Annotated in this window: 21 protein-coding genes and 1 tRNA gene; 9 read left to right on the top strand and 13 right to left on the bottom strand. The window is 67.8% G+C overall.

The features are described from left to right. Positions 1-76 precede the first annotated feature (76 nt). On the bottom strand, positions 77-1102 hold the full coding sequence (locus GVY41_RS08935) for a hypothetical protein (RefSeq protein WP_161345625.1): 1026 nt from the start codon (positions 1100-1102) through the stop codon (positions 77-79). Between the two features lie 370 nt (positions 1103-1472). Further along, a complete protein-coding gene (locus GVY41_RS08930) occupies positions 1473-3098 on the bottom strand; it encodes an AMP-binding protein (protein WP_161345623.1) in 1626 nt (541 codons plus the stop codon). A 120-nt stretch (positions 3099-3218) separates the two neighbouring features. Between GVY41_RS08930 and GVY41_RS08925 the strand changes: the two genes are divergently transcribed. Both GVY41_RS08925 and GVY41_RS08920 read left to right on the top strand, forming a co-directional pair. Further along, a complete protein-coding gene (locus tag GVY41_RS08925) occupies positions 3219-4169 on the top strand; it encodes a DMT family transporter (RefSeq protein WP_229726001.1) in 951 nt (316 codons plus the stop codon). A gap of 51 nt (positions 4170-4220) precedes the next feature. Continuing rightward, entirely contained in the window at positions 4221-4874 is a 654-nt protein-coding gene (locus tag GVY41_RS08920) for a sulfotransferase family protein (RefSeq protein ID WP_161345621.1), read from the top strand. A 275-nt stretch (positions 4875-5149) separates the two neighbouring features. Here GVY41_RS08920 and GVY41_RS08915 read toward each other — a convergent pair whose 3' ends face one another. The 9 genes from GVY41_RS08915 to GVY41_RS08875 all read right to left on the bottom strand — a co-directional run bounded on the left by GVY41_RS08915 (position 5150) and on the right by GVY41_RS08875 (position 13842). Continuing rightward, positions 5150-7354: a 3-hydroxyacyl-CoA dehydrogenase NAD-binding domain-containing protein gene (locus tag GVY41_RS08915; RefSeq protein ID WP_161345620.1), complete on the bottom strand. Its 2205-nt coding sequence runs from the start codon at positions 7352-7354 to the stop codon at positions 5150-5152. Continuing rightward, the gene (locus tag GVY41_RS08910) at positions 7351-8328 is read right to left on the bottom strand and encodes a cupin domain-containing protein (protein WP_161345618.1); all 978 of its coding nucleotides are present in this window, start codon (positions 8326-8328) and stop codon (positions 7351-7353) included. The genes GVY41_RS08915 and GVY41_RS08910 overlap by 4 nt, the downstream gene beginning before the upstream one ends. Positions 8329-8362: 34 nt before the next feature. Continuing rightward, complete coding sequence (locus GVY41_RS08905) at positions 8363-9574, bottom strand: acetyl-CoA C-acetyltransferase (protein WP_161345616.1); 1212 nt, start codon at positions 9572-9574, stop codon at positions 8363-8365. A gap of 41 nt (positions 9575-9615) precedes the next feature. Continuing rightward, the gene (locus GVY41_RS08900) at positions 9616-10251 is read right to left on the bottom strand and encodes a glutathione S-transferase family protein (RefSeq protein ID WP_161345614.1); all 636 of its coding nucleotides are present in this window, start codon (positions 10249-10251) and stop codon (positions 9616-9618) included. 27 nt (positions 10252-10278) lie between these two features. Beyond that, positions 10279-10485, bottom strand: a complete 207-nt coding sequence (locus GVY41_RS08895; RefSeq protein ID WP_161345612.1) for a hypothetical protein — start codon at positions 10483-10485, stop codon at positions 10279-10281. Beyond that, the gene (locus GVY41_RS08890) at positions 10485-10937 is read right to left on the bottom strand and encodes a GFA family protein (RefSeq protein ID WP_161345610.1); all 453 of its coding nucleotides are present in this window, start codon (positions 10935-10937) and stop codon (positions 10485-10487) included. The genes GVY41_RS08895 and GVY41_RS08890 overlap by 1 nt, the downstream gene beginning before the upstream one ends. 35 nt (positions 10938-10972) lie before the next feature. Continuing rightward, entirely contained in the window at positions 10973-12751 is a 1779-nt protein-coding gene (locus tag GVY41_RS08885) for an acyl-CoA dehydrogenase C-terminal domain-containing protein (RefSeq protein WP_161345608.1), read from the bottom strand. Positions 12752-12795: 44 nt separating this feature from the next. After that, on the bottom strand, positions 12796-13188 hold the full coding sequence (locus tag GVY41_RS08880) for a MerR family transcriptional regulator (protein ID WP_161345606.1): 393 nt from the start codon (positions 13186-13188) through the stop codon (positions 12796-12798). A 267-nt stretch (positions 13189-13455) separates the two neighbouring features. Further along, a complete protein-coding gene (locus GVY41_RS08875; RefSeq protein ID WP_161345604.1) occupies positions 13456-13842 on the bottom strand; it encodes a MerR family transcriptional regulator in 387 nt (128 codons plus the stop codon). A 417-nt stretch (positions 13843-14259) separates the two neighbouring features. Here GVY41_RS08875 and GVY41_RS08870 point away from each other — a divergent pair, with 417 nt between their 5' ends. The 3 genes from GVY41_RS08870 to GVY41_RS08860 are packed head-to-tail and all read left to right on the top strand — an operon-like array spanning position 14260 to position 16530. Further along, positions 14260-14700 carry a PaaI family thioesterase gene (locus GVY41_RS08870; RefSeq protein ID WP_161345602.1) on the top strand — a complete coding sequence of 147 codons (441 nt, stop codon included), beginning with the start codon at positions 14260-14262 and terminating at the stop codon, positions 14698-14700. A 2-nt stretch (positions 14701-14702) separates the two neighbouring features. Continuing rightward, positions 14703-15215 (top strand): PaaI family thioesterase, encoded by a 513-nt coding sequence (locus tag GVY41_RS08865; RefSeq protein ID WP_161346066.1) that lies wholly within the window; start codon positions 14703-14705, stop codon positions 15213-15215. Positions 15216-15225: 10 nt separating this feature from the next. Continuing rightward, on the top strand, positions 15226-16530 hold the full coding sequence (locus tag GVY41_RS08860) for an MATE family efflux transporter (protein ID WP_161345600.1): 1305 nt from the start codon (positions 15226-15228) through the stop codon (positions 16528-16530). Here GVY41_RS08860 and GVY41_RS08855 read toward each other — a convergent pair. Beyond that, positions 16527-17588: a quinone-dependent dihydroorotate dehydrogenase gene (locus GVY41_RS08855; RefSeq protein WP_161345598.1), complete on the bottom strand. Its 1062-nt coding sequence runs from the start codon at positions 17586-17588 to the stop codon at positions 16527-16529. The two genes, GVY41_RS08860 and GVY41_RS08855, sit on opposite strands and share 4 nt — an antisense overlap. Beyond that, positions 17585-17923, bottom strand: coding sequence for a DUF952 domain-containing protein (locus GVY41_RS08850; RefSeq protein ID WP_161345596.1), 339 nt, complete (start codon positions 17921-17923; stop codon positions 17585-17587). Before GVY41_RS08850 ends, GVY41_RS08855 begins: the two co-directional genes overlap by 4 nt. 207 nt (positions 17924-18130) lie before the next feature. Here GVY41_RS08850 and GVY41_RS08845 point away from each other — a divergent pair, with 207 nt between their 5' ends. From GVY41_RS08845 to GVY41_RS08830, 4 genes are all read left to right on the top strand, one after another. After that, complete coding sequence (locus GVY41_RS08845) at positions 18131-19729, top strand: bifunctional metallophosphatase/5'-nucleotidase (protein ID WP_161345594.1); 1599 nt, start codon at positions 18131-18133, stop codon at positions 19727-19729. A 96-nt stretch (positions 19730-19825) separates the two neighbouring features. Beyond that, positions 19826-19899: transfer RNA gene (locus GVY41_RS08840), tRNA-Gly, on the top strand. 108 nt (positions 19900-20007) lie between these two features. Further along, positions 20008-21825 carry an ABC transporter transmembrane domain-containing protein gene (locus tag GVY41_RS08835; protein ID WP_161345592.1) on the top strand — a complete coding sequence of 606 codons (1818 nt, stop codon included), beginning with the start codon at positions 20008-20010 and terminating at the stop codon, positions 21823-21825. A gap of 116 nt (positions 21826-21941) precedes the next feature. Next, positions 21942-23837 (top strand): acyl-CoA synthetase, encoded by a 1896-nt coding sequence (locus GVY41_RS08830; protein WP_161345590.1) that lies wholly within the window; start codon positions 21942-21944, stop codon positions 23835-23837. Positions 23838-24425: the final 588 nt, after the last annotated feature.

Below are 24425 nucleotides of genomic sequence, written 5' to 3'. Positions count from 1 at the left end.
CCGGGGGAACATCGGGCAGTACCGGGGCGCCGCCTTCCGCAAGGAGGGCGGCGTTTCTTTTGGGCGCGGCCGGGGATCAGTCGCCGCAGATGCCCTGCAGCGACACCCAGGCCTCATCGGGCAGCACCGCGCCGCGCCCGGTGGCGCCGCCCGGATGCGGATCGGCCTCGATCAGCGCCAGCACGGACTCGCCGCTGGGATCGACTGCATAGGCATAGGCGGTCGATCCGACGCCTGCCGCTGCGAAGCGCGAGAGCAGGGCGGCATCGTCCACCGGCGCATCGGGCGTGGTCAGCAGCACCTCGGCATAGCCGGTCAGCGCGTCCTCGGGCAGGTTGCCGGTGGTCAGCAGCCGGAATGTCGCGCGCAGGCCCGCCCATTGCAGCAGCTGCACCATCGGGTCGGAGTCCTCGGCGCGCAGCCGCTCGGCCAGAAGGTAGCCGGCGGCGACCTCGGGCGTGTCCTGATCTTCGACCAGCGCGCGGTTCAGCACGAGGATCTGGCCGGGCAGGTGGACGGCATCGGTGACACCGTCGCGCATCACGAAGATCTGGGTGGCGCCGGTGCCGAAGAGCTTGGTGGCCAGCTGCGACAGGGCGCTATCGCCAAGGCGGCTGGCGCAGGGGGCGCCGCCGACGCGGGCAAGGTCGGTCAGCAGGCCGACGCCGATCTCCTGCCGCTTGGCGAAGGGCAGGGCGGCGGCGGTATGGCCGACCAGCGCGCCCGGCAGCCAGAAGACGCCAAGCGCGGTGACACCGGCAAGGACGCTGCCCAGAACCGTCATCCGCAGCCGGCCCGGATGCGGGCGGCGGGCTTCGATGATGGAGTGCACCTTCTCCAGCGCGGCGACCATGGCGGGTTCGTCGATCTCCAGCGTCTCGCCAGCCTCGTCGCCAGGGGCGTAGAGCGCGGGCAGCTCACCGGCGTTGAGGCGCAGGACGGCGGGGAGGGACCAATGCGCCAGCGCGCGTTCGCTGCGGCTGTCGGAGATGACGACGGTGGCATCGCCAAGCGCCACGATCACCTCGCGGCGCTGCGCGCCCGCGGCCTCGCGCCAGATCCCGGGGCATTCAAGCCGTTGATATTCGGTGAGTGCCGTCATCGGCCGCCCGCATCCTTTGCGCTGCGGGCGCCGGGCCGGGCGTCCGTGGGCCGAGCATAGCGGGCGGGGGCGGGGGGGGCAATCGGTGCATCTGTAGTGGGATGTTCGCCACGCCGGTCAGCCTTGGCGAAGGCCATCGCCTTCGCCACGCGCTGCATTGTCCCTTTGCCCCGGACGGGCCCCCAATGGGCCCGGCCAGCGCCCGCCCCGCCCCTGGCGGGCGCTTCTCGCCCGCCAGGTCGGGCGCTGGCCTCATTCGGTCTCTTGTTGCCGGTGGCTCTGGATGATGGGTCCCGCAGCGGGCGGGGGCGAGGCAGTGCCTCGCCTGTTCCCGCCCGACCGCGCCGGCCCGAAGGTTGCTGCCGCAGCCTCATAGCAGCTTGGCCACCGCGCGAAGCTCGAATTTCTGGATCTTGCCGGTGGAGGTTTTCGGCAGCTCGCAGAACACCACATGCTTGGGGGTCTTGAAGCCGGCGAGGCGCTCGCGGGCGAAGGCGATCAGCTCGGCTTCGGTGACCTGCTGGCCGTGCTTCAGTTCGACAAAGGCGCAGGGCACCTCGCCCCATTTCTCGTCCGGCTTGGCGACGACGGAGGCGAGGGACACCGCGGGGTGATGGGCCAGCACATCCTCGACCTCGACCGAGGAGACGTTCTCGCCGCCCGAGATGATGATGTCCTTGGCGCGGTCGGTGATCTTGATATAGCCGTCCGGGTGCCGCAGGGCGATGTCTCCGGTGCGGAAGTAGCCCCCCGCAAAGGCCTCGGCGGTGGCTTCGGGGTTCTTGTAATAGCCCTTCATCACCACATTGCCGCGCATGGCGATCTCGCCCAGATGGGCGGCGTCGCGGGGGATGTCGGTGCCGGTGTCGTCGTGGACGGTGATCGCGTCCATCATCGGCATCAGCACACCGGTGCGGGCCTTCAGCGCGGCGCGGGCCTCGCCTTCGGTGCCGTCCCATTCGGGCTTCCATATGCATTCGGTGGCGGGGCCGTAAACCTCGGTCAGGCCATAGACTTGGGTGACGTTGAAGCCGAGCGGTTCGACGGCGGCGAGGGTTGCTGCGGGCGGCGGGGCGCCGGCGGTGAAAACCTCGACGATATGGCCGAACTCGCGGCGATCCTCGGCCCGCGCGTTGACGAGGGTGTTGAGCACGATCGGCGCGCCGCCGAAATGGGTGACGCCCTCATCGGCGATGGCGTCATAGATGGCGCGGGCGGTGATGTCGCGGCAGCAGACCAGGGTGCCGCCAAGCGCCGGGATCATCCAGGGATGCGTCCAGGCGTTGCAGTGGAACATCGGCACGATGGTCAGGTAGACCGGATACAGCACCATGCGCCACGAGATCAGGTTCTGGACCGTGGAAAGGTAGGCGCCGCGGTGGTGATAGACCACGCCCTTGGGCCGGCCGGTGGTGCCGGAGGTGTAGTTGAGCGCGAGGCTTTCCCATTCATCGGCGGGCAACACCCAAGGCGCGGCGGGGTCGCCTTCGGCCAGCAGCTCCTCATATTCCAGATAATGCCCCGAGGCGGGGAAGCCGGCGGCGGTGTCGGCCACCTCGACGATGCGGGGCGGGGCGCCCTTCATGGCCTTGATCGCCGCCTCGGCCAAGGGCAGGAAGGCGCTGTCCACCAGCAGCAGCCGGGCGCCGCCATGGCCGAGGATATAGGCCACCGTGTCCACATCCAGCCGCGTGTTGATCGCGTTGAGGATTGCGCCGCAGGCGGGCACGCCGAAATGCGCCTCGGCCTGCGCGGCGATATTGGGCAGGATCGTCGCCACCACGTCCCCGGGCACGATGCCGCGGCCGGCAAGGGCGGAGGCAAGGCGCGAGACGCGGGCGTGATAGTCGGCATAGGTCCGGCGCTGCGATCCGTAAACCAGCGCCGTGCGGTCCGCGAAGACATCGGCGGCGCGGGCCAGATGCGACAGTGGCGTCAGCGGCACGTAGTTCGCGGCGCATTTTTCCAGCCCGGTTTCATCTGGCAGCCAGCCCATATCGTCCTCCTGCCCGGCGTTGCGGGCGCTTTGCGCATGTCGCTTTCAGGCGCGCATATTGGCGCGGCGCAGGGTTGAAGGAAAGCAAGGAGTTGCAGCAGTTTGGGCAGGAGGCAGGGCATGAGCGAGGCAATGGCGCCAGTGCCGGGAGTGGCCCCGGTTGCGGCGGCGGCGGGCAACCGCACAATGGCGGCGGCGGGCGCGATCCTGATCTATGCGGTCATCATCGGCTTTACCGACAACTTCGTGAAGGTGATCGCGGCGGAAGGCGGGCTGTGGCAGTTCCATGCCATCCGGTCGGTGATGGCGCTGGCGCTGTTTGCGGTCGCGGCGCCTTTGCTGGGGCTGCGGCTGTGGCCGCGCAATCCGCGGGCGGTGGCGGCGCGCAGCCTGGTGCATGGCACGGCGATGCTGTTCTACTTCGGCAGCCTTGCATTCCTGCCGGTGGCGGTGGTGGCGGCGGGCCTGTTCACCGCGCCGATCTTCGTGCTGCTGCTGTCACGCTTTGCCTTTGGCGAGGCGATCGGGCCGTTCCGCATCCTGGCCGTGGCCCTGGGTTTCCTGGGCACGCTGATGGTGCTGGACCCGGGCGAGGGCAGCTTGTCGCCGGTGCTGATCGCGCCGGTGATCGGCGGCTTCCTCTATGCGCTGGGCAATATCGCCACCCGCCGCTGGTGCGCGGGCGAGAGTGCCGAGACGCTGGTGGCGGGATTCTTCGGGATGCTGGGCATCTATGGCGTGATCGGCATGGCGGTGCTGGCACTGGCCGCGCCCGAGGTGCCGGGCGGGGCGGCGGGGTTCGTGCTGCGCGGCTGGGTCTGGCCTTCGGCCGGTTTCATGGGCTGGACCTTCGTGCAGGCGGCAGGCTCGCTGCTGGGGATCTTGATGATGGTGAAGGGTTACCAGATGGCCGAGGCGAGCCGGGCGGCGGTCTTCGAATACACGATCCTGCCTTGCGCCGCGTTCTGGAGCTGGTTCCTGTGGGGCGAGATGCTGGGGGGCCGGGCGCTGCTGGGGATCGTGCTGATCGTCGCGGCGGGGGCGCTGATCGCTGCGCGCAGCAGGGCCTGACTTGCGCCCGCCTTCGGGCGCGGTGAGGATGCGCAGCATCTGGAGGCGGTCATGATCATCTCGCGTGGGCGGCGCTACATCTTCGTGCATATCCCCAAGACCGGCGGCACGGCGCTGTCGCTGGCGCTGGAGGCGCGGGCGATGAAGGACGATCTCCTGATCGGCGACACGCCCAAGGCGCGGGCCCGGCGCGGGCGGCTGAAGGGGCTGGCGGCGGCGGGGCGGCTGTGGAAGCATTCGAGCCTGGCCGATATCGACGGGCTGGTGCCTGCGGAGGAGCTGCCGGGGCTGCGGGTGTTCACGCTGGTGCGCAACCCCTGGGACCGGGTGGTGAGCTATTACCACTGGCTGCGCGGGCAGGGCTTTGCGCATCCGGCGGTGGCGCTTGCGAAGGTGAGCGACTTCAGCGGGTTCCTGAACCATCCCAGCACGCGCATTGCGCTGACGGCGGCGCCCTATGGCAGCTATGTGAGGGACGCCACGGGCGTGGAGCGCTGCGACCTGTTCCTGCGGCTGGAGCGGCTGGAGGAGGATCTGCCGCGGCTGGAGGCGCTGCTGGACCTGCGGCTGAGTCCCGTCGGGCGGGTGAATGCGTCGGAGAGGGGGCGCGACTGGCGGCCCTATTACTCTGCGGCGGATGCGGAGGTGCTGGGGCAGGTCGCGGCGGAGGATATTGCGCGGTTCGGGTATCGATTCGATCCGTAAAAGGCACAGTCAGAGGGCGGGGCCCGTCCGCCGGGTGGGCGCGCAACAGAAGTTCTAGGCACTTTATGGTGCGGCTTGCGTCCACCGGCGTTCCAGGCGGTGAGGGTGAGAAGCGCCCGCCCGAGGGGGGTGATGAGCGACAAGAAATCCTCCAGTGGAGGATTTCCGCGAAGAACGCCCGGCCCGTGGCCGGGCCGGGAGGCGGGCGCTGCCCGGCGGCGCCAAGGCGCCTTGAGTCCGGGCAAGAGGGGGCGGCGAGCCGCCCCCGAAGTTGCTCACGCGGCCTTGGCAGGTGCCGTCGTGAACCGGCCGTAGAAGGTTTCACCCTTGCTGGCCATCTCGCGCAGCAGCGCCGGGGTGGTGAAGCGCGCGCCATAGGTCGCCGTCAGCCGGTCGCAGATCTCGACCGCGCGCTCGGCCCCCAGGATGTCGAGCCAGGAGAACGGGCCGCCGGACCACGGCGCGAAGCCCCAGCCGAGGATCGCGCCGACATCGCCTTCGCGGATGTCGGTCAGCACGCCGTCTTCCAGCGCCCGCACCGCCTCCAGCACCTGTGCGAACAGCAGGCGGTGCTGGACTTCGGTCAGCTCTGGCTGGGTGTCCGAAACCGGGTAGGCCTCGGCGAGGCCGGACCAGAGGCCGAGGCGGCCGCCCTTGTCATCATAGGCGTAGAAGCCGGCATTGGACTTGCGGCCCAGGCGGCCCTGATCGGCGAGGGCGAACAGCACCTCGTCCACCGCGCCGTCGGGATAGGCGTCGCCCATCGCGGCGCGGGTGGCCTTGGCGATCTTGACGCCCAGGTCGATCGAGGTTTCATCGACCAGTTGCAGCGGGCCAAGCGGCATCCCCACCAGACGCGCGGCATTCTCCACCAGCGCCGGGGCGACGCCTTCGGCCACCATGCGGATGCCTTCGTTGATGTAGGGGATGATGCAGCGGTTGGCGTAGAAGAACCGCGCGTCGTTGACCACGATGGGGGTCTTGCGGATCTGGCGGACGAAATCCAGCGCCTTGGCGACGGCCACGTCGCCGGTCTCCTTGCCGCGGATGATCTCGACCAGCATCATCTTGTCCACCGGGCTGAAGAAGTGGATGCCGATGAAGTTGGCGGGCCGGGCCGAGGCCTTGGCCAGATCGCTGATTGGCAGGGTCGAGGTGTTGGTGGCGAAGACGGCGGTGGCAGGGATCACCGCCTCGGCCTGCGCGGTGACGCCGGCCTTGACCTTCGGGTCCTCGAATACCGCCTCGACGATCAGGTCGGCACCGTCCAGCGCGGCGTAATCGGTGGTGGCGGTGATCCGGCCCAGAACCTCGGCCATCTTGTCCGCGCTGACCTTGCCGCGCTTCATGCCCTTGGCAAGGATGCCCTCGGCATGGGCCTTGCCGCGGTCGGCGGCGTCCTGTGCGGCGTCGATCAGCACCACCTCGATCCCGGCATTGGCCGCGACATAGGCGATGCCCGCGCCCATCATCCCGGCGCCGAGGACGCCGAGTTTCTTCACGGTCTGGTCGGGCACGCCGGGGCGGTTCGCGCCCTTCTCCAGCGCTTCCTTGTTGATGAACAGGCTGCGGATCATTGCCGTGGACGAGGGGTTCAGCATCACGTTGGTGAACCAGCGCGCCTCGATCTTGAGCGCGGTGTCGAAGGGCACCAGCGCGCCTTCATAGACCGCGGCCAGCAGCGCCTTGGCGGCCGGGAAGACGCCCTGGGTCTTGCCGTTGACCATGGCGCTGGCGCCGACAAAGGTCATGAAGCCGGCGGGGTGATAGGGGGCGCCGCCGGGCATCTTGTAGCCCTTGGCATCCCAGGGCTTGACGATGTCGGCATCCTTGGCCGACAGCACCCATTCGCGGGCGCGGGTCAGCAGGTCTTCGGCAGGGACCACTTCGTCAATGAGTCCGGCGTTCTTCGCGGACTTCGGATCGGACAGCTTGCCCTCCAGCAGGAAGGGCGCCGCCGCCATCGCGCCCAGCTTGCGCGAGACGCGGGTGGTGCCGCCAGCACCGGGGAAGATGCCGATCATGATCTCGGGCAGGCCGATCTTGGCCTTGGGATTGTCGGCGGCGAAGATGCGGTGGCAGGCCAGCGGCAGTTCCAGCCCGATGCCAAGCGCGGTGCCGGGCAGGGCGGCGGCAATCGGCTTGCCGCCCTTGAGCGTCTTGGGGTCCATCCCCGCCCGCTCGATCTTGCGCAGCACGCCGTGCATCATCATCACGCCGTCGAAAAGGCCCTTGGCCGGCTCGGCGCCGGCATCCTCGCGCATCCGGGCGATGACGTTGAGGTCCATGCCGCCAGCGAAGTCCTTCTTGGCCGAGGTGATGACCACGCCCTTGACGGCAGAATCGGCCAGCGCGGTGTCGATATGCCCGTCAAGCTCGGCAAAGCCGGCCAGCGACATCACGTTCATCGATTTTCCGGTGACGTCCCAGGTGATGATGGCGACACCGTCGTCGCCGAGGCTGTAGGTGAAATCGGTCATGTGCTCTCTCCCTTGCGGTGGGGCGTGCCGTCGCGGTGCAGGTAGCTGCGGGCGGGGCCGTCCTTTTGGGTAATCAGGTCGTGATCTGGATAGTGGATGACATCGCGGCGCTTGCGCGTGCCGAGGATCAGGTAGCGGGCGTCCTGCCCGCTGCGGTTTTCAAGGCAATGGCCGACAGGGTGGCCCGCGGGCCAGCAGGCGGCATCGCCGGGAAGAAGGGGCGTTTCCGCGTCCTCGATCAGCACCAGCTCGCCCTCCAGCAGGTAGATCATCTCGTCTTCCGCCTCGTGCCAGTGCCGGAAGGACGAATGCGAGCCGGGGGGCAGCTGTTCGAGATGCACCCCGAACTGGGTCAGCCCGCCGGGATCGCCAAGGATGGCGTGGCTGTAGGGGCCGCGGCCGCCGCCGAGGATGGGGTGCTCCCAGGCGGCTTCCGTCTCCCACACCCGGTCCGCGGCGCGCTGGATGCGCTGCGGCGCGAGGCCCGCATCGAAGGGCGCGCCCCAGTCGGCGGCAAGGTTCCGCAGACGCGGGGGAAGGTCTCCGCCGCGCAGGCGGGTGCCTGCCGCGTCTTCGACCCGCCAGTCGGCCTCCCCGTTCACCGGACGGTGGCCGAGGTCCGGGTAGGTGCAGACATCGCCCGCCACCCGCGCGCCGATGACGATGTAGCGGCAGGGCGCGGTGCCATCGTTGCGCAGGTGATGCGCGTTCGGATCGCCCCGCCGCCAGACGGCGGCATCGCCCTCGGCCAGCAGATGCTCGCCATCATCGTCGATCACCGTGGCGCTGCCCGACAGGATGAACAGCGCCTCGTCTTCCGACGAATGCCAGTGGCGTTCCGAGGAACGCGCGCCCGGCGGCAGGATCTGCAGGTTGCAGCCGAACTGCGTCAGCCCGCCCGCATCCGACAGATGCAGCGTCCACGAGCCCTCGAACGAGCGTTCGGGCAGCAGGCTGGCGCGGTCAACCTTCACCGCTTGGCCCCTTGGCTGATCGGGGTGCCTTGCATCACACCCGCTCGATGATGGTGGCGGCGCCCATGCCGCTGGCGATGCAGAGCGTGGCGAGGGCCGTGCCGAGGCCGCGGCGTTCCAGCTCATCGAGCATGGTGCCGATGATGATGGCGCCGGTCGCGCCAAGCGGGTGGCCCATGGCGATGGAGCCGCCATTGACGTTGACCTTGGAGGCATCGACGTCGAAGGCCTGCATGAAGCGCAGGACCACGGCGGCAAAGGCCTCGTTCACCTCGAAGAGGTCGATGTCGGAAATCGACATGCCGGCCTCGCGCAGGATCTTCTCGGTCACCGGCACCGGGCCGGTCAGCATGATGGTGGGATCGGTGCCGATCTTGGCGGTGGCGCGGATGCGGGCGCGGGGTTTGAGGCCCCATTTCTCGCCGAACTCCTTGTTGCCGATCAGCACGGCGGCGGCGCCATCGACGATGCCGGACGAGTTGCCGGCATGGTGGATATGCTCGATCCGCTCCAGATGCGGGTACTTCATCAGGGCGATCTTGTCGAAGCCGGGCATGGACTCGCCCATGTCCTTGAAGCTGGCCTTCAGCGCGCCAAGGCTTTGCATGTCGGTGCCGGGGCGCATGTATTCATCGGAGCCGAGGATCACGACGCCATTCTGGTCGCGCACCGGGACGATGGATTTGGCGAAGCGATTGTCGGCCCAGGCCTCGGCGGCGCGGCGCTGCGATTCCACGGCCAGCGCATCGGCCTCGGTGCGGCTGAAGCCGTACTCGGTGGCGATGATGTCGGCGGAGATGCCCTGCGGCACGAAATAGGTCTTCATTGCCAGGGTCGGATCGACGGCGATGGCGGCGCCGTCAGAGCCCATCGCCACGCGGCCCATCATCTCGACCCCGCCGGCGATATAGCCCATGCCGGCGCCGGCCTTGACCTGATTGGCGGCAAGGTTCACCGCCTCCATGCCCGAGGCGCAGAAGCGGTTGATGGCGAGGCCGGGGATGCCTTCGTCCAGATCCGACATCAGCACGGCCGAGCGGGCAAGGCAGCCGCCCTGCTCGCCGACCTGGGTGACGTTGCCCCAGATCACATCCTCGACCGCGGCGCCGTTGAGGCCGTTGCGGTCTTTCACCGCGTTCAGCAGCCGGGCGGACAGCGCCACCGAGGTCACTTCATGCAGCGCGCCATCGGGGCGGCCCTTGCCGCGCGGGGTGCGGGCGGCGTCGTAGATATAGGCTTCGGTCATGGTATCCTCCTCGGTCGTCTTGTGCGGCACGGGCGTCGGGCTCAGGCCCTGTCGGACGGGTGGCCCGGCATCATGTCATAGGGGTGCTTCCAGCCGGGCAGGGCGGCGATGCCGTCCAGCCAGCGGTCGATATTCGGCCAGTCCGCACGGGCAAAGCCGAAGGGTTCGGGGTAATAGAGATAGCCGCAGCAAGCGAAATCCGCGATGGTCGGGGCGGTGCCGACGATCCAACCCTGGCCCTCAAGATGCTGGTCGAGCGTCTTCCACGCGGCCTTCGCGCGGCCGCCCAGCCAGGCGATGGCCTCGGCGGGACGCTTCTCCTCGGGCAGGAAGTTCATCATGAAGCGCAGGGGGCCGTTCTGCGAGGACATCTTGTGATTGTCCCACAGGATCCAGCGCAGCACCTCGGCGCGGTCAGCAGCGGTTTCGCCCTGAAAGCGGCCGGTCTTTTCAGCGGCGTGGTACTGGATCACGCCCGACTGGGTCAGGGTCTGGTCGCCATCGACCAGCACCGGCACCTCGCCCATCGGGTTGATGGCCAGAAATTCGGGTGTGCGGGCACCGCCGTTGAAGAAATCGACATAGACCGGCTCCCAGTCGAAGCCCGCCAGCGTCATCGTCAGGGCGGCCTTGTAGGCATTGCCACTTTCGCCCATGCAGTAGAGTTTCGCGGTCATCTTGGGTCCTTTCGGCAGCGGGGGCTGTCAGTCGGTTTCCAGCTCGGCCTTGAACAGGCGCAGGCGGTGGGTCAGGTTCGACTCGTCGGTGACAGAGCCGAAATTCTCGAACAGGAAGATCAGCGCCTGGTCGTGGGTGAGGCCGGCATCGTCGCTGAAGCGTTTCAGCTTGCGGTAGGCATCTTCGGTCAGGGCCACGGGAAAGCGGCGGGTGAGGCGCAGGCGCTTGGGCATCAGGCACCGTCCTGCGATTGGTGGCTGACGGGCCGTTCCGTGGTTTCCTCGCCGGGCAGGGCGGCGAGATGGTCGATCCAAGGGTGCCGGCTTTCGATACCGAACTGCATTGTCGGGGCGAAGGGGAAGCCCGCAGGCAGGCTGCCTGCGGTGATCTCGATCCACTCCGACCCGTGGTCGCGGAAGGCCAGCGGCGTGCCGCAGGCCGGGCAGAAGCCGCGCTCGGCGATGTCGGAGGAGGCGAACCAGGCGGGTTCGGACAGCCATGTGACCTGGCCGGCGGCCAGTTTCAGGAAGGCGGCATAGGGGCCGCCAACCTGCCGCTGGCACATCCGGCAATGGCAGACCGAAGCGCGGGTGGGACCGGCTTTGAGCCGGTAGCGCACCGCGCCGCACTGGCAGCCGCCCGTGGCTGCCGGTGTATCGCTCCAGCTGTCCTCTGCTTCGGCCATCGTCCTCTCCTCCGCTGCCGTGGTCGCTGCCGAGACTAGAACGCCTCGGCCGGCAGCGCCATCACCGGGTCGGCGCCCGACTGGATGCGGGCAAGGTGGGTGGCGGTCATCGGCAGTTGCCGGGCCATGTAGTAGCGGCCCGTCGCGATCTTGGTCTCATAGAACGCCGTGTCGCTTGCGCCGGCCTCCAGCGCCGCCATCGCGGCCTTGCCCATGCGGGCCCACATGAAGCCCAGGCAGACATGGCCGAAGAGATGCATGAAGTCATAGGACCCGGCCAGCGCGGCATTGGGGGTCTTCATGCCGTTCTGCATGAAGAACATCGCGGCCGATTGCAGGTCCTTGGAGGCGGCTTTCAGCGGGTCAAGGAAGCCCTCTTTCAGCGCGGCATCGCCTTCGTTCTCCTTGAGGAAGCTCTTCACCATCTCGAAGAAGGCCATCACATGCTTGCCGCCATCCTGCGCCAGCTTGCGGCCGACGAGGTCCAGCGCCTGGATGCCGTTGGCGCCTTCGTAGATCATGGCGATGCGGGCATCGCGGGCGAATTGCGACATGCCCCATTCCTCGATGTAGCCATGGCCGCCATAGACCTGCTGGGCGGTGATCGCGGTTTCAAAGCCCTTGTCGGTGAGGAAGCCCTTCAGCACCGGGGTCATCAGCGACACCAGCCCCTCTGCCGCGGCATCGTCCGCGCGGCGCGAGCGGTCGATCAGATGCGCGCCCCAGAAGGTGAAGGCGCGGGCGCCTTCGAGGAAGGATTTCTGGTCCATCAGCATCCGGCGGATGTCGGGATGCACGATCAGCGGATCGGCGGGGCCCGAGGGATTTTCGGCGCCGGTGACGGCGCGGCCCTGCAGGCGGTCCTTGGCGTAGATCACCGCGTTCTGATAGGCGGCCTCGCCCACGGCATAGCCTTGCAGGCCAACCCCGAGCCGCGCCTCGTTCATCATGGTGAACATGGCGCGCATGCCCTTGTGCAGATCGCCCAGCAGCCAGCCGGTCGCGCCGTCATAGTTCATGACGCAGGTGGAGTTGCCGTGGATGCCCATCTTCTCTTCGATCTTGCCGCAGCTAACTGCGTTGCGCGCGCCAAGGCTGCCATCGTCGTTCACCAGCACCTTCGGCACGATGAACAGCGAGATGCCCTTGGTGCCCTCGCCGCCGCCCGGAGCCTTGGCCAGCACCAGATGGATGATGTTCTCGGCCAGATCATGCTCGCCGGCCGAGATGAAGATCTTCTGGCCGGTGATCTTGTAGCTGCCGTCGTCCTGCGGTTCGGCCTTGGTGCGCATCATGCCCAGATCGGTGCCGCAATGCGGTTCGGTCAGGTTCATGGTGCCGGTCCAGTCGCAGCTGACCATCTTGGGCAGGTAGGTCTGCTTCTGCTCGGCGGTGCCATGGGCGTGGATCGCCGAATAGGCGCCGTGGGTCAGGCCCTGATACATGTTGAAGGCCATGTTGGCCGACACGAACATCTCGCCCACCGCTGTTGCCAGCACATAGGGCATCCCCTGCCCGCCATACTCGGGATCGCAGTCAAGCGCGGTCCAGCCGCCGTCCTTCATGGCGGCGAAGGCGGCCTTGAACCCTTCGGGGGTGCGGACCACGCCGTTCTCCATCACGCAGCCGACCTGGTCGCCGACCACGTTCAGCGGGGCCAGAACCTCGGTCGAGACCTTGCCGGCGGCATCGAGCACCGCTTCGGTGAAGTCGCGTTCCAGATCGTCATAGCCCGGAACGCCGGTTTCGGTGACTTTCAGCACGTCATGAAGAACGAATTGCATGTCCTTCGTGGGGGCGATGTAGCTTGGCATGGTCTTCCTCCCTGTTCGTATCCCGGCCTGCGGCGGCTGTGCCGTCAGCCCGGTTTGGTCTCGGCCTTGGCGAGCTTCTCCTCGCCCCAGCTAATCTGATCTTTCAGCTCGGCAATCGCGTCGCCGAGGTCGCTGTGCTGACGCTCCATCTCGGCCAGCCGGCCGCGCGCCACGTCGAGCGTGCGGGCCAGTTGCGTCTGTTGGCCATCGCCCATCTCGTAGAGGTCGAGCAGCTGGCGGATATCCTCGAGCGTGAAGCCGAAGCGTTTGCCGCGCAGAATGAGCGTCAGCCTGGCGCGGTCGCGCCGCGTGAACAGCCGGCGCTGGCCTTCACGGATCGGGAACAGCAGCTCCTTGCTCTCGTAAAAGCGCAGCGCGCGCGGGGTCACGTCATAGGTGTCGCACATCTCGCGGATGGTCATAACCTGTTCACTCATGGCACTGTCTTTCCATGCAACTGTCGTAGCGTCATGGAGCGGCAGATGGTCCGATTTGAGCAAGCTTACAAGCGAAGGTGACGTGAACGTAAACGTAACGTGGCGTCACCAAATTCGTGACGTCATGTCAGGAAAGAAACGGGGCGCGCCGGGAAATTTCGTGAGCCCGGGGACTTGGCCCGCGCAAGGATATCCCGCTGTGCAAGGCGCTGGGGATAGGCGGTTTTTGGCCACCGCAAGAAATTTTGCGGGAGGGGCGCGGATCGGTCAGGCTGGGGGCGAATCCTCGGTCAGTGTCGCGGCGCTGGCATCACGCAGCTGGCGCAGGTCGGCGATGGTTGCGTCGAGGTCGCGCCGCTGGCGGTCGAGTTCGGCAAGCTGGCGATCTGCAAGTTCGACCCAGACCCGGTATTGCGCCTGCGTCCCCTTCTGATCGTAGAGCAGCAGCCATTGCCGCACCTCCTCGAGGCTGAAGCCGAAGCGGCGGCCGCGCAGGATCAGCGTCATCCGCGCCACCTCGCGCGGGCCGTAGAAGCGGGCGCGGCCCTCTTTGCCGGGGTTCAGAAGCTCGATGTACTCGTAATAGCGCAGGGTGCGCGGGGTCACGTCGAACCGCGCGCACATTTCCTTGAAGCTCAACGTCTGTTCGGTCATTGCGGCACTCCCCCGGTGGGGGCAGGCTAGCGAGTTGGGCGGGCGATCTCAACAGGGCTGCGTGCATCTGAAGACTGTCTTTCCTTGCCCGGAACAAGGCGCCTTGGCGCCGCCGGGCAGCGCCCTCCTCCCGGCCCGGCCACGGGCCGGGCGTTCTTCGCGGAAATCTTCCACTGGAAGATTCCTGATCGCTCATCACCCCCCTCGGGCAGGCGCTTTGCGATCTCACCGCCTAGAACCGCGGTGGAAGTAGGCCGCACCATAAAGCGCCTGGAACCTCCGTTGCTCGCCCACCCGGCGGACGAGCGCTGCCCTCTGTTCGTGCAAGATGTGCAGCCACACGCCCCGGCAAGTTCAGGCTTGCGGCGGCGCTTCTTGCCGCGCAGCATGGCGGCGAACGGGCAGGGAGCGACGGGCATGGACGAACAGGGCAAGATGGCCATCGCGCGGCAGTTCATCGAGGCGATCCCGCATTCGCGGGCGCTGGGCATGGTGCTGGACGAGATCGGCGAGGGGGTTGCCGCGATCTCGATGCCCTATGACCTGCGGCTGGTGGGCGATCCGCAGACGGGGGTGATCCATGGCGGCGCGGTGTCGGCGCTCATGGACACCTGTTGCGGGGCGGCGGTGATGAGCCATCCGGGCAGCCCGGCGGGCACCGCGACCATCGACCTGCGCATCGACTACATGCGGGCGGCCACCCCCGGCCAGCGCATCCGCGCGCGGGCCGAATGCCACCACATCACAAGGTCGGTCGCCTTCGTGCGGGCCAGCGCGCATGATGACAATGATGCGCTGCCGGTGGCGACGGCCACGGGCACCTTTACCGTGCAGGCGACAGGCGAGAGGATGGCATGAGCATGGCCCCGCGCGCCCGCCCCGAACCCGTTCAGGTGATCAAGCAGCGCCGCGATGCCGCGCTGCGGGCGCTGGTGGCGGGGGTGCCCTATATCCAGTTCCTCGGCATCGCCTTTGACCGCCGCGGCGATGAACTGACGGCGACGCTGCCCTTTGACGAGAAGCTGATCGGCAACCCGATGCTGCCGGCGCTGCATGGCGGGGTGACGGCGGCATTTCTGGAGACGACGGCGATCATCGAGCTGTCATGGTCCTTGCTGTGGGAAGAGATGGAGGCGGGGCGGATCGATGCGACCCTCCTGGACCCGTTGCATCTGCCGCGGCTGCCCAAGACCATCGACTTCACGGTGGATTACCTGCGATCCGGCCTGCCGCGCGATGCCTATGCGCGGGCGCGGGTCAACCGCTCTGGCCGCCGGTATGCATCCGTCCATGTCGAGGCCTGGCAGGACAACCGCAGCCGCCTCTTCGCGCAGGCGACGGGGCATTTCCTGATGCCGGCCCGCGACGACTGACCGCTGGCGGATGCGCGACATCACCCACGCCCGCGTGCTGAAGATCGCCGTGCCGATCGTGCTGGCGAATATGACGGTGCCGATCCTGGGCGCGGTGGATACCGGCGTGGTCGGCCAACTGGGGCAGGCGGCGCCGATCGGCGGGGTGGGGATCGGCGCGATCGTGCTGGTGTCGATCTACTGGATCTTCAGCTTCCTGCGGATGGGCACGTCCGGGTTGGTGGCGCAGGCCAAGGGCGCGGGTGACAGCGCCGAGGTGGCGGCGAACCTTGTGCGGGCTCTGCTGGTGGCCGCCGTCGCCGGGCTGGTCATCGTGGTGATGCAGGTGCCGCTGTTTGCGGGGGCGTTTGCTTTGGCCCCCGCCTCGGACGAGGTGGAGGGGCTGGCGCGCGATTACATGCAGATTCGCATCTGGGGCGCGCCGGCGACGATTGCGCTTTATGCCGTGACCGGCTGGCTGATCGCGCTGGAGCGGACGCGGGGCGTGCTGTTGCTGCAGCTGTGGATGAACGGCGTTAATATCGGGCTGGACCTGTGGTTCGTGCTAGGGCTGGGCTGGGGCGTCGAAGGCGTGGCGGTTGCGACATTGATCGCGGAATGGACCGGGCTGGCGCTTGGCCTGTGGCTGTGCCGCGATGCGCTGGCGGGCGGTTATTGGCGCGACCGGGCGCGGGTATTCGATGCGGCGCGGCTGCGTCGGATGCTGGCGGTGAACAGCGATATCATGCTGCGGTCGGTGATGCTGCAGGCCTCCTTCACCAGCTTCGTGTTCCTGGGGGCGCGGATGGGCGATGTGACGCTGGCCGCCAATCAGGTGCTGTTGCAGTTTCTGGAGCTGACGGCCTTCGCGCTGGACGGGTTTGCCTTTGCCGCCGAGGCGCTGGTGGGGCAGGCGGTCGGCGCACGCAGCCGGGGCCGGGTGCGGCGGGCGGCGATCATCACCTCGCAATGGGGTGTTGGCGGCGCGGCGCTGCTGGCGCTGTGCTACTGGCTGGCGGGGCCGGTGGTCGTGGATCTGATGGCGACCTCGCCCGAGGTGCGGGCCGAGGCGCGCGCCTTCCTGCCCTGGATCGCGGCGGCGCCGCTGATCGGGGTGGCCAGCTGGATGCTGGACGGCATCTTCATCGGCGCAACCCGCACCCGCGAGATGCGCAATGCGATGCTGGTGTCGGCGGCGGTCTATGTGGCGGCGGTGGCGGTGCTGCTGCCTGCCTTTGGCAACCACGGCCTCTGGGCGGCGCTGATGGTGCTGAACGCGGTGCGGGGGCTGACGATGGCGGCGCTCTATCCGCGGGTGGAGCGGGCGGCGGGTTAGAGCCAGTCGTTGCGGCCGGTGCCGACGGCGTCCGCGACCGAGGCGAAGCCGTCACGTTGCACCAGCGCATCAAGGCCGCGGGCGATGTCGGCGGCCAGCGACAGTCCGCCATAGACGAGGCCGGAGTAGAGCTGCACTGCCGAGGCACCGACGCGGATCTTGGCATAGGCCTGTTCGGCGTTGGAAATGCCGCCGACGCCGACCAGCGGCAGGCGGCCTTCGGTCAGCATGGAGACGCGGGCCAGAACGCGGGTCGACAGCTCGAACAGCGGCGCGCCGGAGAGGCCGCCGGCCTGCGTGGAGTGGGGACTGCGCAGGCCTTCGCGCGACAGGGTGGTGTTGGTGGCGATGATGCCGTCGATGCCAGAGGCCAGCGCAGCCTCGGCGATATCCTCCAGCCCCGCGGCATCGAGGTCGGGGGCGATTTTCACAAAGACGGGGATGCGCAACGCGAGCGTATCGCGCACCGCCAGCACGCCGGTCAGCAGCGCGGTCAGCGCGGCCTTGCCCTGAAGGTCGCGCAGGCGCTCGGTGTTGGGCGAGGAGACATTGACGGTGGCGAAATCCACATGCGGGCCGGCCAGCGCCAGCACCCGGCCGAAATCGGCGGCGCGGTCGGCGCTGTCCTTGTTGGCGCCGAGGTTGAGGCCCACGGGCACCGGGCCGCGCTGCCGGGCGGCGAGCCGCGCAGTGATCGCCTCGGCGCCCTCGTTGTTGAAGCCGAAGCGGTTGATGACGGCGCAATCCTCGGTCAGGCGGTAGAGGCGCGGGCGGGCGTTGCCCTCCTGCGGGCGGGGGGTGGCGGCGCCGACCTCGATGAAGCCGAACCCGGCGCGGGTCAGGCGGTTCACCGCGACGGCGTTCTTGTCGAACCCCGCGGCGAGGCCGACGGGATTGGGGAGCGACAGGCCGGCGAGATTGGTGGCAAGGCGCGTGCTGGTGACGGGGCCGGGGGTGGGGGCGAGGCCGGCGTTCAGCACGCGGATCGACAGGGCGTGCGCGGTTTCGGGGTCCAGCCGGTGCAGCGCCAGAAGGCCGAGGCGTTCGAGCGGGGTCATAGCACGCCCTCGGGGAAGATATGGCCGGTGGCGCCGAGGGGAAGCGACTTGTCCCAGACCACTTCGGACAGGCGCAGCGGGCGGTAGAGGTGCGGGAAGAGTTGCCCCCCGCGGGACGGCTCCCATTTCAACGCCTCGCCCAGGGTCTCAGGCGCGAAGGCGACCAGCACCAGATCGCTCTCGGTGGCGAAGTGCTTGGCGGCGGTTTCGGGCAGCTGCGCGGCGGTCGAGAAGTGGATGTAGCCATCGGCCAGATCGACGGGCGCCCCGGCGGTTTCGCCGGCGGCCTTGAACGCATCCCATTCGGGGCGACGGAATATCTTGAAGATCAGCATCGCCGACACATGCCTTGCCCCCGCGCGCCGGTCAATGGCCGGGTTGATGGCAGGCTTTCGCCCAAGCCTGCGCCGCTGTCATGGCGCCGTCACGCGGGCGAGGTTCTATGCGACGATAGGGCTTTGACAGGGGCGGATTGTGACAGCAATGTAACAAGCGTCGGCCATCCGTTTCTGACGCCCCCGTACGACATAGGAGTTACGCCCATGAATTCCCGGCTTCTTGCCTCGGTCGCCGCGCTTGCGCTCTCTGCCGGTGCCGCTTCGGCGGAGTATACGCTGCACATCCTGCACATCAACGATCTGCACAGCCGGATCGAGCCGATCACCTCCAGCGATTCGAGCTGTTCGGCCGAGGATGACGCGGCGGGCGAGTGCTTCGGCGGCATCGCCCGCGTGGCGACCAAGATCAACGAGCTGCGCGATGAGCTGACGGCGGCGGGCGAGAATGTCATCGTGCTGGACGCGGGCGACCAGTATCAGGGCTCGCTCTACTACTCGACCTACAAGGGCGAGCTGGTGGCCGAGCTGATGAACACCATCGGCTTTGATGCGATGGCGCTGGGCAACCATGAGTTCGACGATGGGCCGACCGGCACGCTGGAGCTGGTGGACAATGTCGATTTCCCGGTGACATCGGGCAACCTCGACCTGTCCAGCTCCACCGAACTCAAGGGCAAGGTGCAGGACACTGTGGTGCTGGAGGTCGGCGGCGAGAAGATCGGGATCGTCTCCGCGCTGGCGGTCGACACGCCCGAGACGGCGTCGCCGGGGCCGAACATCACCTTCCAGGACGAGATCGAGAGCCTCTCGGCCGATGCGGCAAGGCTGACCGAGGAGGGCGTGACCAAGATCATCGCGCTGACCCATGTCGGCTATCGCAAGGATCAGGAGATCGCCGCGGCCGCGGCGGGGATCGACGCGGTCATCGGCGGGCATTCGCACACGCTGCTGGGCAGCATGGAGGGCGCGCAGGGGCCCTATCCGACGATGGTCGCCGGCCCCGATGGCACCGAGGTGCCGGTGGTGACGGCCTATGCCTATTCCAAATATGTCGGGCACCTGATCCTGACCTTCGACGATGAGGGCAACCTGACGGAGGCGACGGGAGAGCCGATCCTGCTCGATGCCAGTGTCACCCCCGATCCGGCGCTGGTGGCGCGGGTCGCCGAGCTTGGCGGGCCGATCGAGGAGCTGAAGACGCGGGTGGTGGCCGAGACGGCCGAGGCCATCGACGGCGACCGCAATTCGTGCCGCGCGCAGGAATGCACGATGGGCAACCTCGTCGCCGATGCGATGCTGGACCGGGTCGCCGATCAGGGCGTGACCATCGCCATCGCCAATGGCGGCGGGCTGCGCGCGTCCATCGACGCGGGCGAAGTGACGATGGGCGAGGTGCTGACGGTGCTGCCGTTCCAGAACACCCTGTCCACCTTCCAGGCACCGGGCTCGACCATCGTTGCGGCGCTGGAGAACGGCGTCAGCCAGTATGAGGAGGCCGCGGGCCGCTTCGTGCAGGTGGCGGGGCTGCAATACAGCTTCGACGTCAGCCAGCCGGCCGGGTCGCGCGTGTCGGACGTGATGGTGAAGGCTGGTGAGGACTGGGCGCCGATCGAGCCCGAGACCGTCTATGGCATCGTCACCAACAATTATGTCCGCAATGGCGGCGACGGGTTCAAGATGTTCGCGACGGATGCGCAGAACGCCTATGACTTCGGCCCCGATCTGGCCGATGTGACGGCGGAGTATCTGGCGGCGAACACGCCCTACACGCCCTATGTGGATGGGCGCATCACCAAGAAGTAAGCGGCATTGCCGATGCCGGGGGCGCGTCTTCGGGCGCGCCCTTTGCTTGCCCGGGTGCTTGCACTTGGCCGGAGGGGACTATATTGTCAGCCAGACGCGGGCATTGTGTAATGGTAAGACCTTAGCCTTCCAAGCTAAAGACGCGGGTTCGATTCCCGCTGCCCGCTCCAACCTCCTCCCATGACCCCAAGCGCGGCGCATTGCCCCGTTTCGTGACGCGCGGCTTGCCCGATGGGCCGGCACCGCCTAAACCGCAAGGCAGCGCGAAGGGAGAGACAATGGCCAGACGACCGCAGATGTCCGCAGAAGAGCGGGCGGCATCGAAACGCATCGGTGCGCTTCGGGCGTTGATGCCCTTCTTGCGGCCCTATGCAGCGATGGTGCTGGGCGCGCTGCTGGCGCTGATGGTGACGGCCTCGGTCAGTCTGGTGCTGCCGCTTGCGGTGCGCCGCGTGGTGGACGGGTTCAACGAAGGCGCGGAACTGCTGGACCAGTATTTCCTGGCGGCGCTGGTGATCGCCGGGCTGCTCGCGCTGGGCACCGGGGCGCGCTACTACCTTGTGACCCGGCTGGGCGAGCGGGTGGTGGCCGATATCCGCAAGGCGGTGTTCGACCGGGTGGTGGGGATGAGCCCCGCCTTCTTTGAACGGGTACTGACCGGCGAGATCATCAGCCGGATCACCACCGACACCACGCTGATCCTGTCGGTTATCGGCTCCTCGGTCTCTGTCGCGCTACGCAACCTGTTGATCCTGATCGGCGGGCTGGCGCTTTTGATGCTGACCTCGGCCAAGCTGACGGGCCTTGTGCTGCTCATCGTTCCGGCGGTGATCATCCCCATCGTCGTGCTGGGGCGCCGGCTGCGGGTGCTGAGCCGCGAGAACCAGGACTGGATCGCGGCCTCGTCGGGGTCGGCGTCCGAGGTGCTGCTGTCGGTGCAGACGGTGCAGGCCTTCACGCATGAGACCGTCAGCCGCAGCGATTTTTCGCGCGTGACCGAGAAGGCCTTCGAGTCCGCCAAGGCGCGGGTCGGCACCCGCGCGGTGATGACGATGATCGTGATCTTCCTGGTGTTCGCGGGCGTGATCGGCGTGCTGTGGGTCGGCGCGCGCGACGTGCGCGAGGGGCAGATGACCCCGGGCGAGCTGGTGCAGTTCGTGATCTATGCGGTGATGGTGGCCGGATCGGTCGGCGCGCTGTCCGAAATCTGGGGCGAGTTGCAGCGGGCGGCGGGGGCGACGGAGCGGCTGTCGGAGCTGCTGGCGGCCGAGGATAGCGTGAAGGGGCCGGCCAATCCGGTGCCGATGCCGCGCCCGGCGCGGGGCGAGATCGCCTTTGAGGGGGTGCGCTTCCAGTACCCCTCGCGGCCCGACACCTCGGCGCTGGAGGGCGTCGACCTGCTGGTGCATCCGGGCGAGACAGTGGCGCTGGTCGGGCCCTCGGGCGCCGGCAAGACCACGGTGATCCAGCTGATCCAGCGCTTCTACGATCCGCAGGCGGGCCGGGTGACGCTGGACGGCGTCGACCTGCGCGATATGGCCCGCGACGATTTCCGCCAGGATATCGCGCTGGTGCCGCAAGACCCGGTGATCTTTGCCACCAGTGCCCGCGAGAACATCCGCTTTGGCCGCCCCGGCGCCAGCGATGCCGAGGTCGAGGCCGCGGCGCGGGCGGCCGTGGCGCATGAGTTCCTGTCGGCACTGCCCGAGGGCTATGACACCTATGTTGGCGAGCGTGGGGTGATGCTGTCGGGCGGGCAGAAGCAGCGCATCGCCATTGCCCGCGCGATCCTTCGCGATGCGCGGGTGCTGCTGCTGGACGAGGCGACGAGCGCATTGGATGCCGAAAGCGAGCGGGCGGTGCAGTCGGCGGTGGAGAGGTTGGCCGAGGGGCGCACCACGCTGATCGTGGCACACCGGCTGGCGACGGTGAAGAAGGCCGACCGGATCGTAGTGTTCGAGGGTGGGCGCATCGTGGCGCAGGGCACGCATGACGCGCTGGTGGCCGAGGGCGGGCTCTATGCACGGCTCGCGCGGCTGCAATTCACCGATGGCGGGGCAGAGCCCGAAGCCCTGCCGCAGGCCGGCGTGGCCTGAGCCGACATCCCCGCGCCCCTTCCGCCGCTGCGTCACTCTTGCAGCAGCGGGGCATTTGCGACCATGCTTGTGCGCAAGGAGACACCCCGCCAAGGGGTGAAGGGGAGGACTGACCAATGGCGAAATTCGCAAGCGTCGCGGACCGTGATGCCGTCGAAGCAGAGATGACCTGGGCCGAGCGCCAGGTTCCGAAGACGATCTACCAGTTCCTGAGCGAGACCCGGGCGGCGCATGGCGCTCGGCCGGCGATCTCGTTCCAGATCACCTCGGGCCCCAAGGACCGGGCCGAGACGGTCACGTGGGCCGAGTTGCACAAGCGGGTGACCCAAGCGGCGAACCTGCTGCGCCGGCTGGGGGTGCGGGAAGGCGACACCGTCGCCTACCTGCTGCCCAACTGCACCGAGGCGGCGGTGGCGCTGCTGGCCGGGGCAACGGCGGGGATCGTCAATCCGATCAACCCGCTGCTGGAGCCCGAGCAGATCGCAGCAATCCTGCGCGAGACCAAGGCGAAGGTGCTGATCACGCTGAGGGCCTTCCCCAAATCCGAGGTCGCGCAGAAGGCGGCCGAGGCGGTGCGGCACGCGCCGAACGTGAAGACCGTGCTGGAAGTGGACCTGAACCGCTACCTGACGCCGCCCAAAAGCTGGATCGTGCCGCTGATCCGGCCGAAGAACCCGGTGGCGCACAAGGCGGACGTTCTGGACTTCAACCGCGCGGCGGCACAAGAGCCGGGGGATCGGCTCGCCTTTGCCGACAGTACGGGGGACCGGGTCGCGGCCTATTTCCACACCGGCGGCACGACGGGTATGCCGAAGGTGGCGCAGCACAAGTATTCGGGGATGATCTACAACGGCTGGCTGGGCGGGCGGCTGCTGTTCAGCAAGGAAGACGTGCTGATCTGCCCGCTGCCGATGTTCCACGTCTTCGCGGCCTATCCGATCCTGATGTCCTGCATCGCCAGTGGCGCGCATATGGTGATGCCCACCCCGGCCGGTTATCGCGGCGACGGCGTGTTCGACAATTTCTGGAAGCTGGTCGAGCGCTGGCAGGTCACCTTCCTGATCACCGTGCCGACGGCGATCGCCGCGCTGATGCAGCGGCCGGTGGATGCGGATGTGTCCTCGCTGCGGATCGCCATCTCTGGCTCTGCGCCACTGCCGGTGGAGCTCTACAACCGCTTCAAGGCGGCAACGGGGGTGGAGATCGCCGAAGGCTACGGGCTGACCGAGGCGACCTGCCTTGTGTCGTGCAACCCGGTGGACGGGATGAAGAAGGTGGGGTCCGTCGGGGTCGTGCTGCCGCATACCCATGTGCGGATCTTGCTGAACACCGCAAGCGGCGAGGTGATCCGCGAATGCGGGGTCGATGAGGTCGGCGAGATCTGCGTCGCCAACCCGGGCGTGTTCGAGGGGTCGACCTATACCGAGGTGGACAAGAACCACGGGCTGTTCGCCGAAGGGCGCTATCTGCGCACGGGGGATCTGGGTCGGCTCGATGCCGATGGCTATCTGTGGATCACCGGGCGGGCCAAGGACCTGATCATCCGCGGTGGCCACAATATCGACCCGGCCGAGATCGAGGAGGCGATGGCGAGCCATCCGGCGGTGGCCTTTGCCGGCGCCATCGGCCAGCCCGATGCCTTCGCGGGCGAGCTGCCTTGCGTCTATGTCGAACTGGTGGCCGGGGCCGAGGTGACGGTCGAGGAATTGGCTGAGCATGCGCGCAGCCATGTGCATGAGCGTGCGGCGATGCCCAAGCATGTCGAGATCCTGGACGAGCTGCCGAAGACGGCGGTGGGCAAGATCTTCAAGCCCGACCTGCGCAAGCGGGCGATCCGCCGGGTCTATGATGCGGCGCTGGCCGAGGCGGGGCTGCCGGTGCGGGTGGCCGAGGTGGTCGAGGACAAGAAGCGCGGCCTGGTGGCCAAGCTGGTGCGCGAGGGCGAGGTCGACGATGCCGCCGTCGCCCACCGGCTGGGTGAGTTCGCCGGGGCCTGGGCCTGGGCGGAGTGACCCTCGGCCCCATGCAGGACACAAGGAGACAGCGGGCGGCCCCAGGGCCGCCCGTTGGCGTTTTGGGGGCAGCTTGTGGTTCGAGGGGGCGCCGAGGGGGCGAGGAACGGGCGACTCGTTGCTTCGAGTCGGCTCTGGGCGGCCCCGAGTCGGCCTTGGGCCGCCCAGAGGCGTGGCCCAGTCGTTTTTGCAGCGCCGCGAAAAGCATCGCCAACCCCATGAAAACAAGGCTCTGCGAAGAAAATGTGACGGACCCGGAAAAAAGTGCTTGCGCTCCTCAGCCACTGACCCTAGAAACCGCTCTACCGAAGCGACGGTGACAAACGAGACACCGGGGCGGCGGCGCGGCAGACAGTCTGGAAGCAGACAGAAGCCGGAACAATTTGAGGCAGATCGGGCGGACGCGCTGGCAAGTTAGAGCGCATCCGGTTTGATTTTGTCTCGTGCTCTTTGACATTTTGGATTTACTGAAGAGATATGTGGGCGGTTTGGTCTGTTTCGATGGACGAACGCTGCATATCGGCTCTTTAGGGTTTCGGCCCGATGATGAGAGTGTCAGCTTCACTGTTTGGCGGCTTCGTTGGAAAC

Source organism: Frigidibacter albus (assembly GCF_009908165.1).
Classification (GTDB): domain Bacteria; phylum Pseudomonadota; class Alphaproteobacteria; order Rhodobacterales; family Rhodobacteraceae; genus Frigidibacter; species Frigidibacter albus.
The sequence above is the reverse complement of the archived record's forward strand: the minus strand, read 5'-3'. Positions and strand labels throughout refer to the sequence as shown.

Excerpts from the sequence above, each read along its gene's own strand:
- GVY41_RS08890 (WP_161345610.1), bottom strand. The coding sequence starts at position 10,937 with ATGGCCGAAGCAGAGGACAGCTGGAGCGATACACCGGCAGCCACGGGC.
- GVY41_RS08925 (WP_229726001.1), top strand. The coding sequence starts at position 3,219 with ATGAGCGAGGCAATGGCGCCAGTGCCGGGAGTGGCCCCGGTTGCGGCG.
- GVY41_RS08870 (WP_161345602.1), top strand. The coding sequence starts at position 14,260 with ATGGACGAACAGGGCAAGATGGCCATCGCGCGGCAGTTCATCGAGGCG.
- GVY41_RS08885 (WP_161345608.1), bottom strand. The coding sequence starts at position 12,751 with ATGCCAAGCTACATCGCCCCCACGAAGGACATGCAATTCGTTCTTCAT.
- GVY41_RS08895 (WP_161345612.1), bottom strand. The coding sequence starts at position 10,485 with ATGCCCAAGCGCCTGCGCCTCACCCGCCGCTTTCCCGTGGCCCTGACC.
- GVY41_RS08855 (WP_161345598.1), bottom strand. The coding sequence starts at position 17,588 with ATGACCCCGCTCGAACGCCTCGGCCTTCTGGCGCTGCACCGGCTGGAC.
- GVY41_RS08860 (WP_161345600.1), top strand. The coding sequence starts at position 15,226 with ATGCGCGACATCACCCACGCCCGCGTGCTGAAGATCGCCGTGCCGATC.
- GVY41_RS08935 (WP_161345625.1), bottom strand. The coding sequence starts at position 1,102 with ATGACGGCACTCACCGAATATCAACGGCTTGAATGCCCCGGGATCTGG.
- GVY41_RS08880 (WP_161345606.1), bottom strand. The coding sequence starts at position 13,188 with ATGAGTGAACAGGTTATGACCATCCGCGAGATGTGCGACACCTATGAC.
- GVY41_RS08835 (WP_161345592.1), top strand. The coding sequence starts at position 20,008 with ATGGCCAGACGACCGCAGATGTCCGCAGAAGAGCGGGCGGCATCGAAA.
- GVY41_RS08930 (WP_161345623.1), bottom strand. The coding sequence starts at position 3,098 with ATGGGCTGGCTGCCAGATGAAACCGGGCTGGAAAAATGCGCCGCGAAC.
- GVY41_RS08915 (WP_161345620.1), bottom strand. The coding sequence starts at position 7,354 with ATGACCGATTTCACCTACAGCCTCGGCGACGACGGTGTCGCCATCATC.
- GVY41_RS08865 (WP_161346066.1), top strand. The coding sequence starts at position 14,703 with ATGGCCCCGCGCGCCCGCCCCGAACCCGTTCAGGTGATCAAGCAGCGC.
- GVY41_RS08845 (WP_161345594.1), top strand. The coding sequence starts at position 18,131 with ATGAATTCCCGGCTTCTTGCCTCGGTCGCCGCGCTTGCGCTCTCTGCC.
- GVY41_RS08875 (WP_161345604.1), bottom strand. The coding sequence starts at position 13,842 with ATGACCGAACAGACGTTGAGCTTCAAGGAAATGTGCGCGCGGTTCGAC.
- GVY41_RS08850 (WP_161345596.1), bottom strand. The coding sequence starts at position 17,923 with ATGCTGATCTTCAAGATATTCCGTCGCCCCGAATGGGATGCGTTCAAG.
- GVY41_RS08900 (WP_161345614.1), bottom strand. The coding sequence starts at position 10,251 with ATGACCGCGAAACTCTACTGCATGGGCGAAAGTGGCAATGCCTACAAG.
- GVY41_RS08830 (WP_161345590.1), top strand. The coding sequence starts at position 21,942 with ATGGCGAAATTCGCAAGCGTCGCGGACCGTGATGCCGTCGAAGCAGAG.
- GVY41_RS08905 (WP_161345616.1), bottom strand. The coding sequence starts at position 9,574 with ATGACCGAAGCCTATATCTACGACGCCGCCCGCACCCCGCGCGGCAAG.
- GVY41_RS08920 (WP_161345621.1), top strand. The coding sequence starts at position 4,221 with ATGATCATCTCGCGTGGGCGGCGCTACATCTTCGTGCATATCCCCAAG.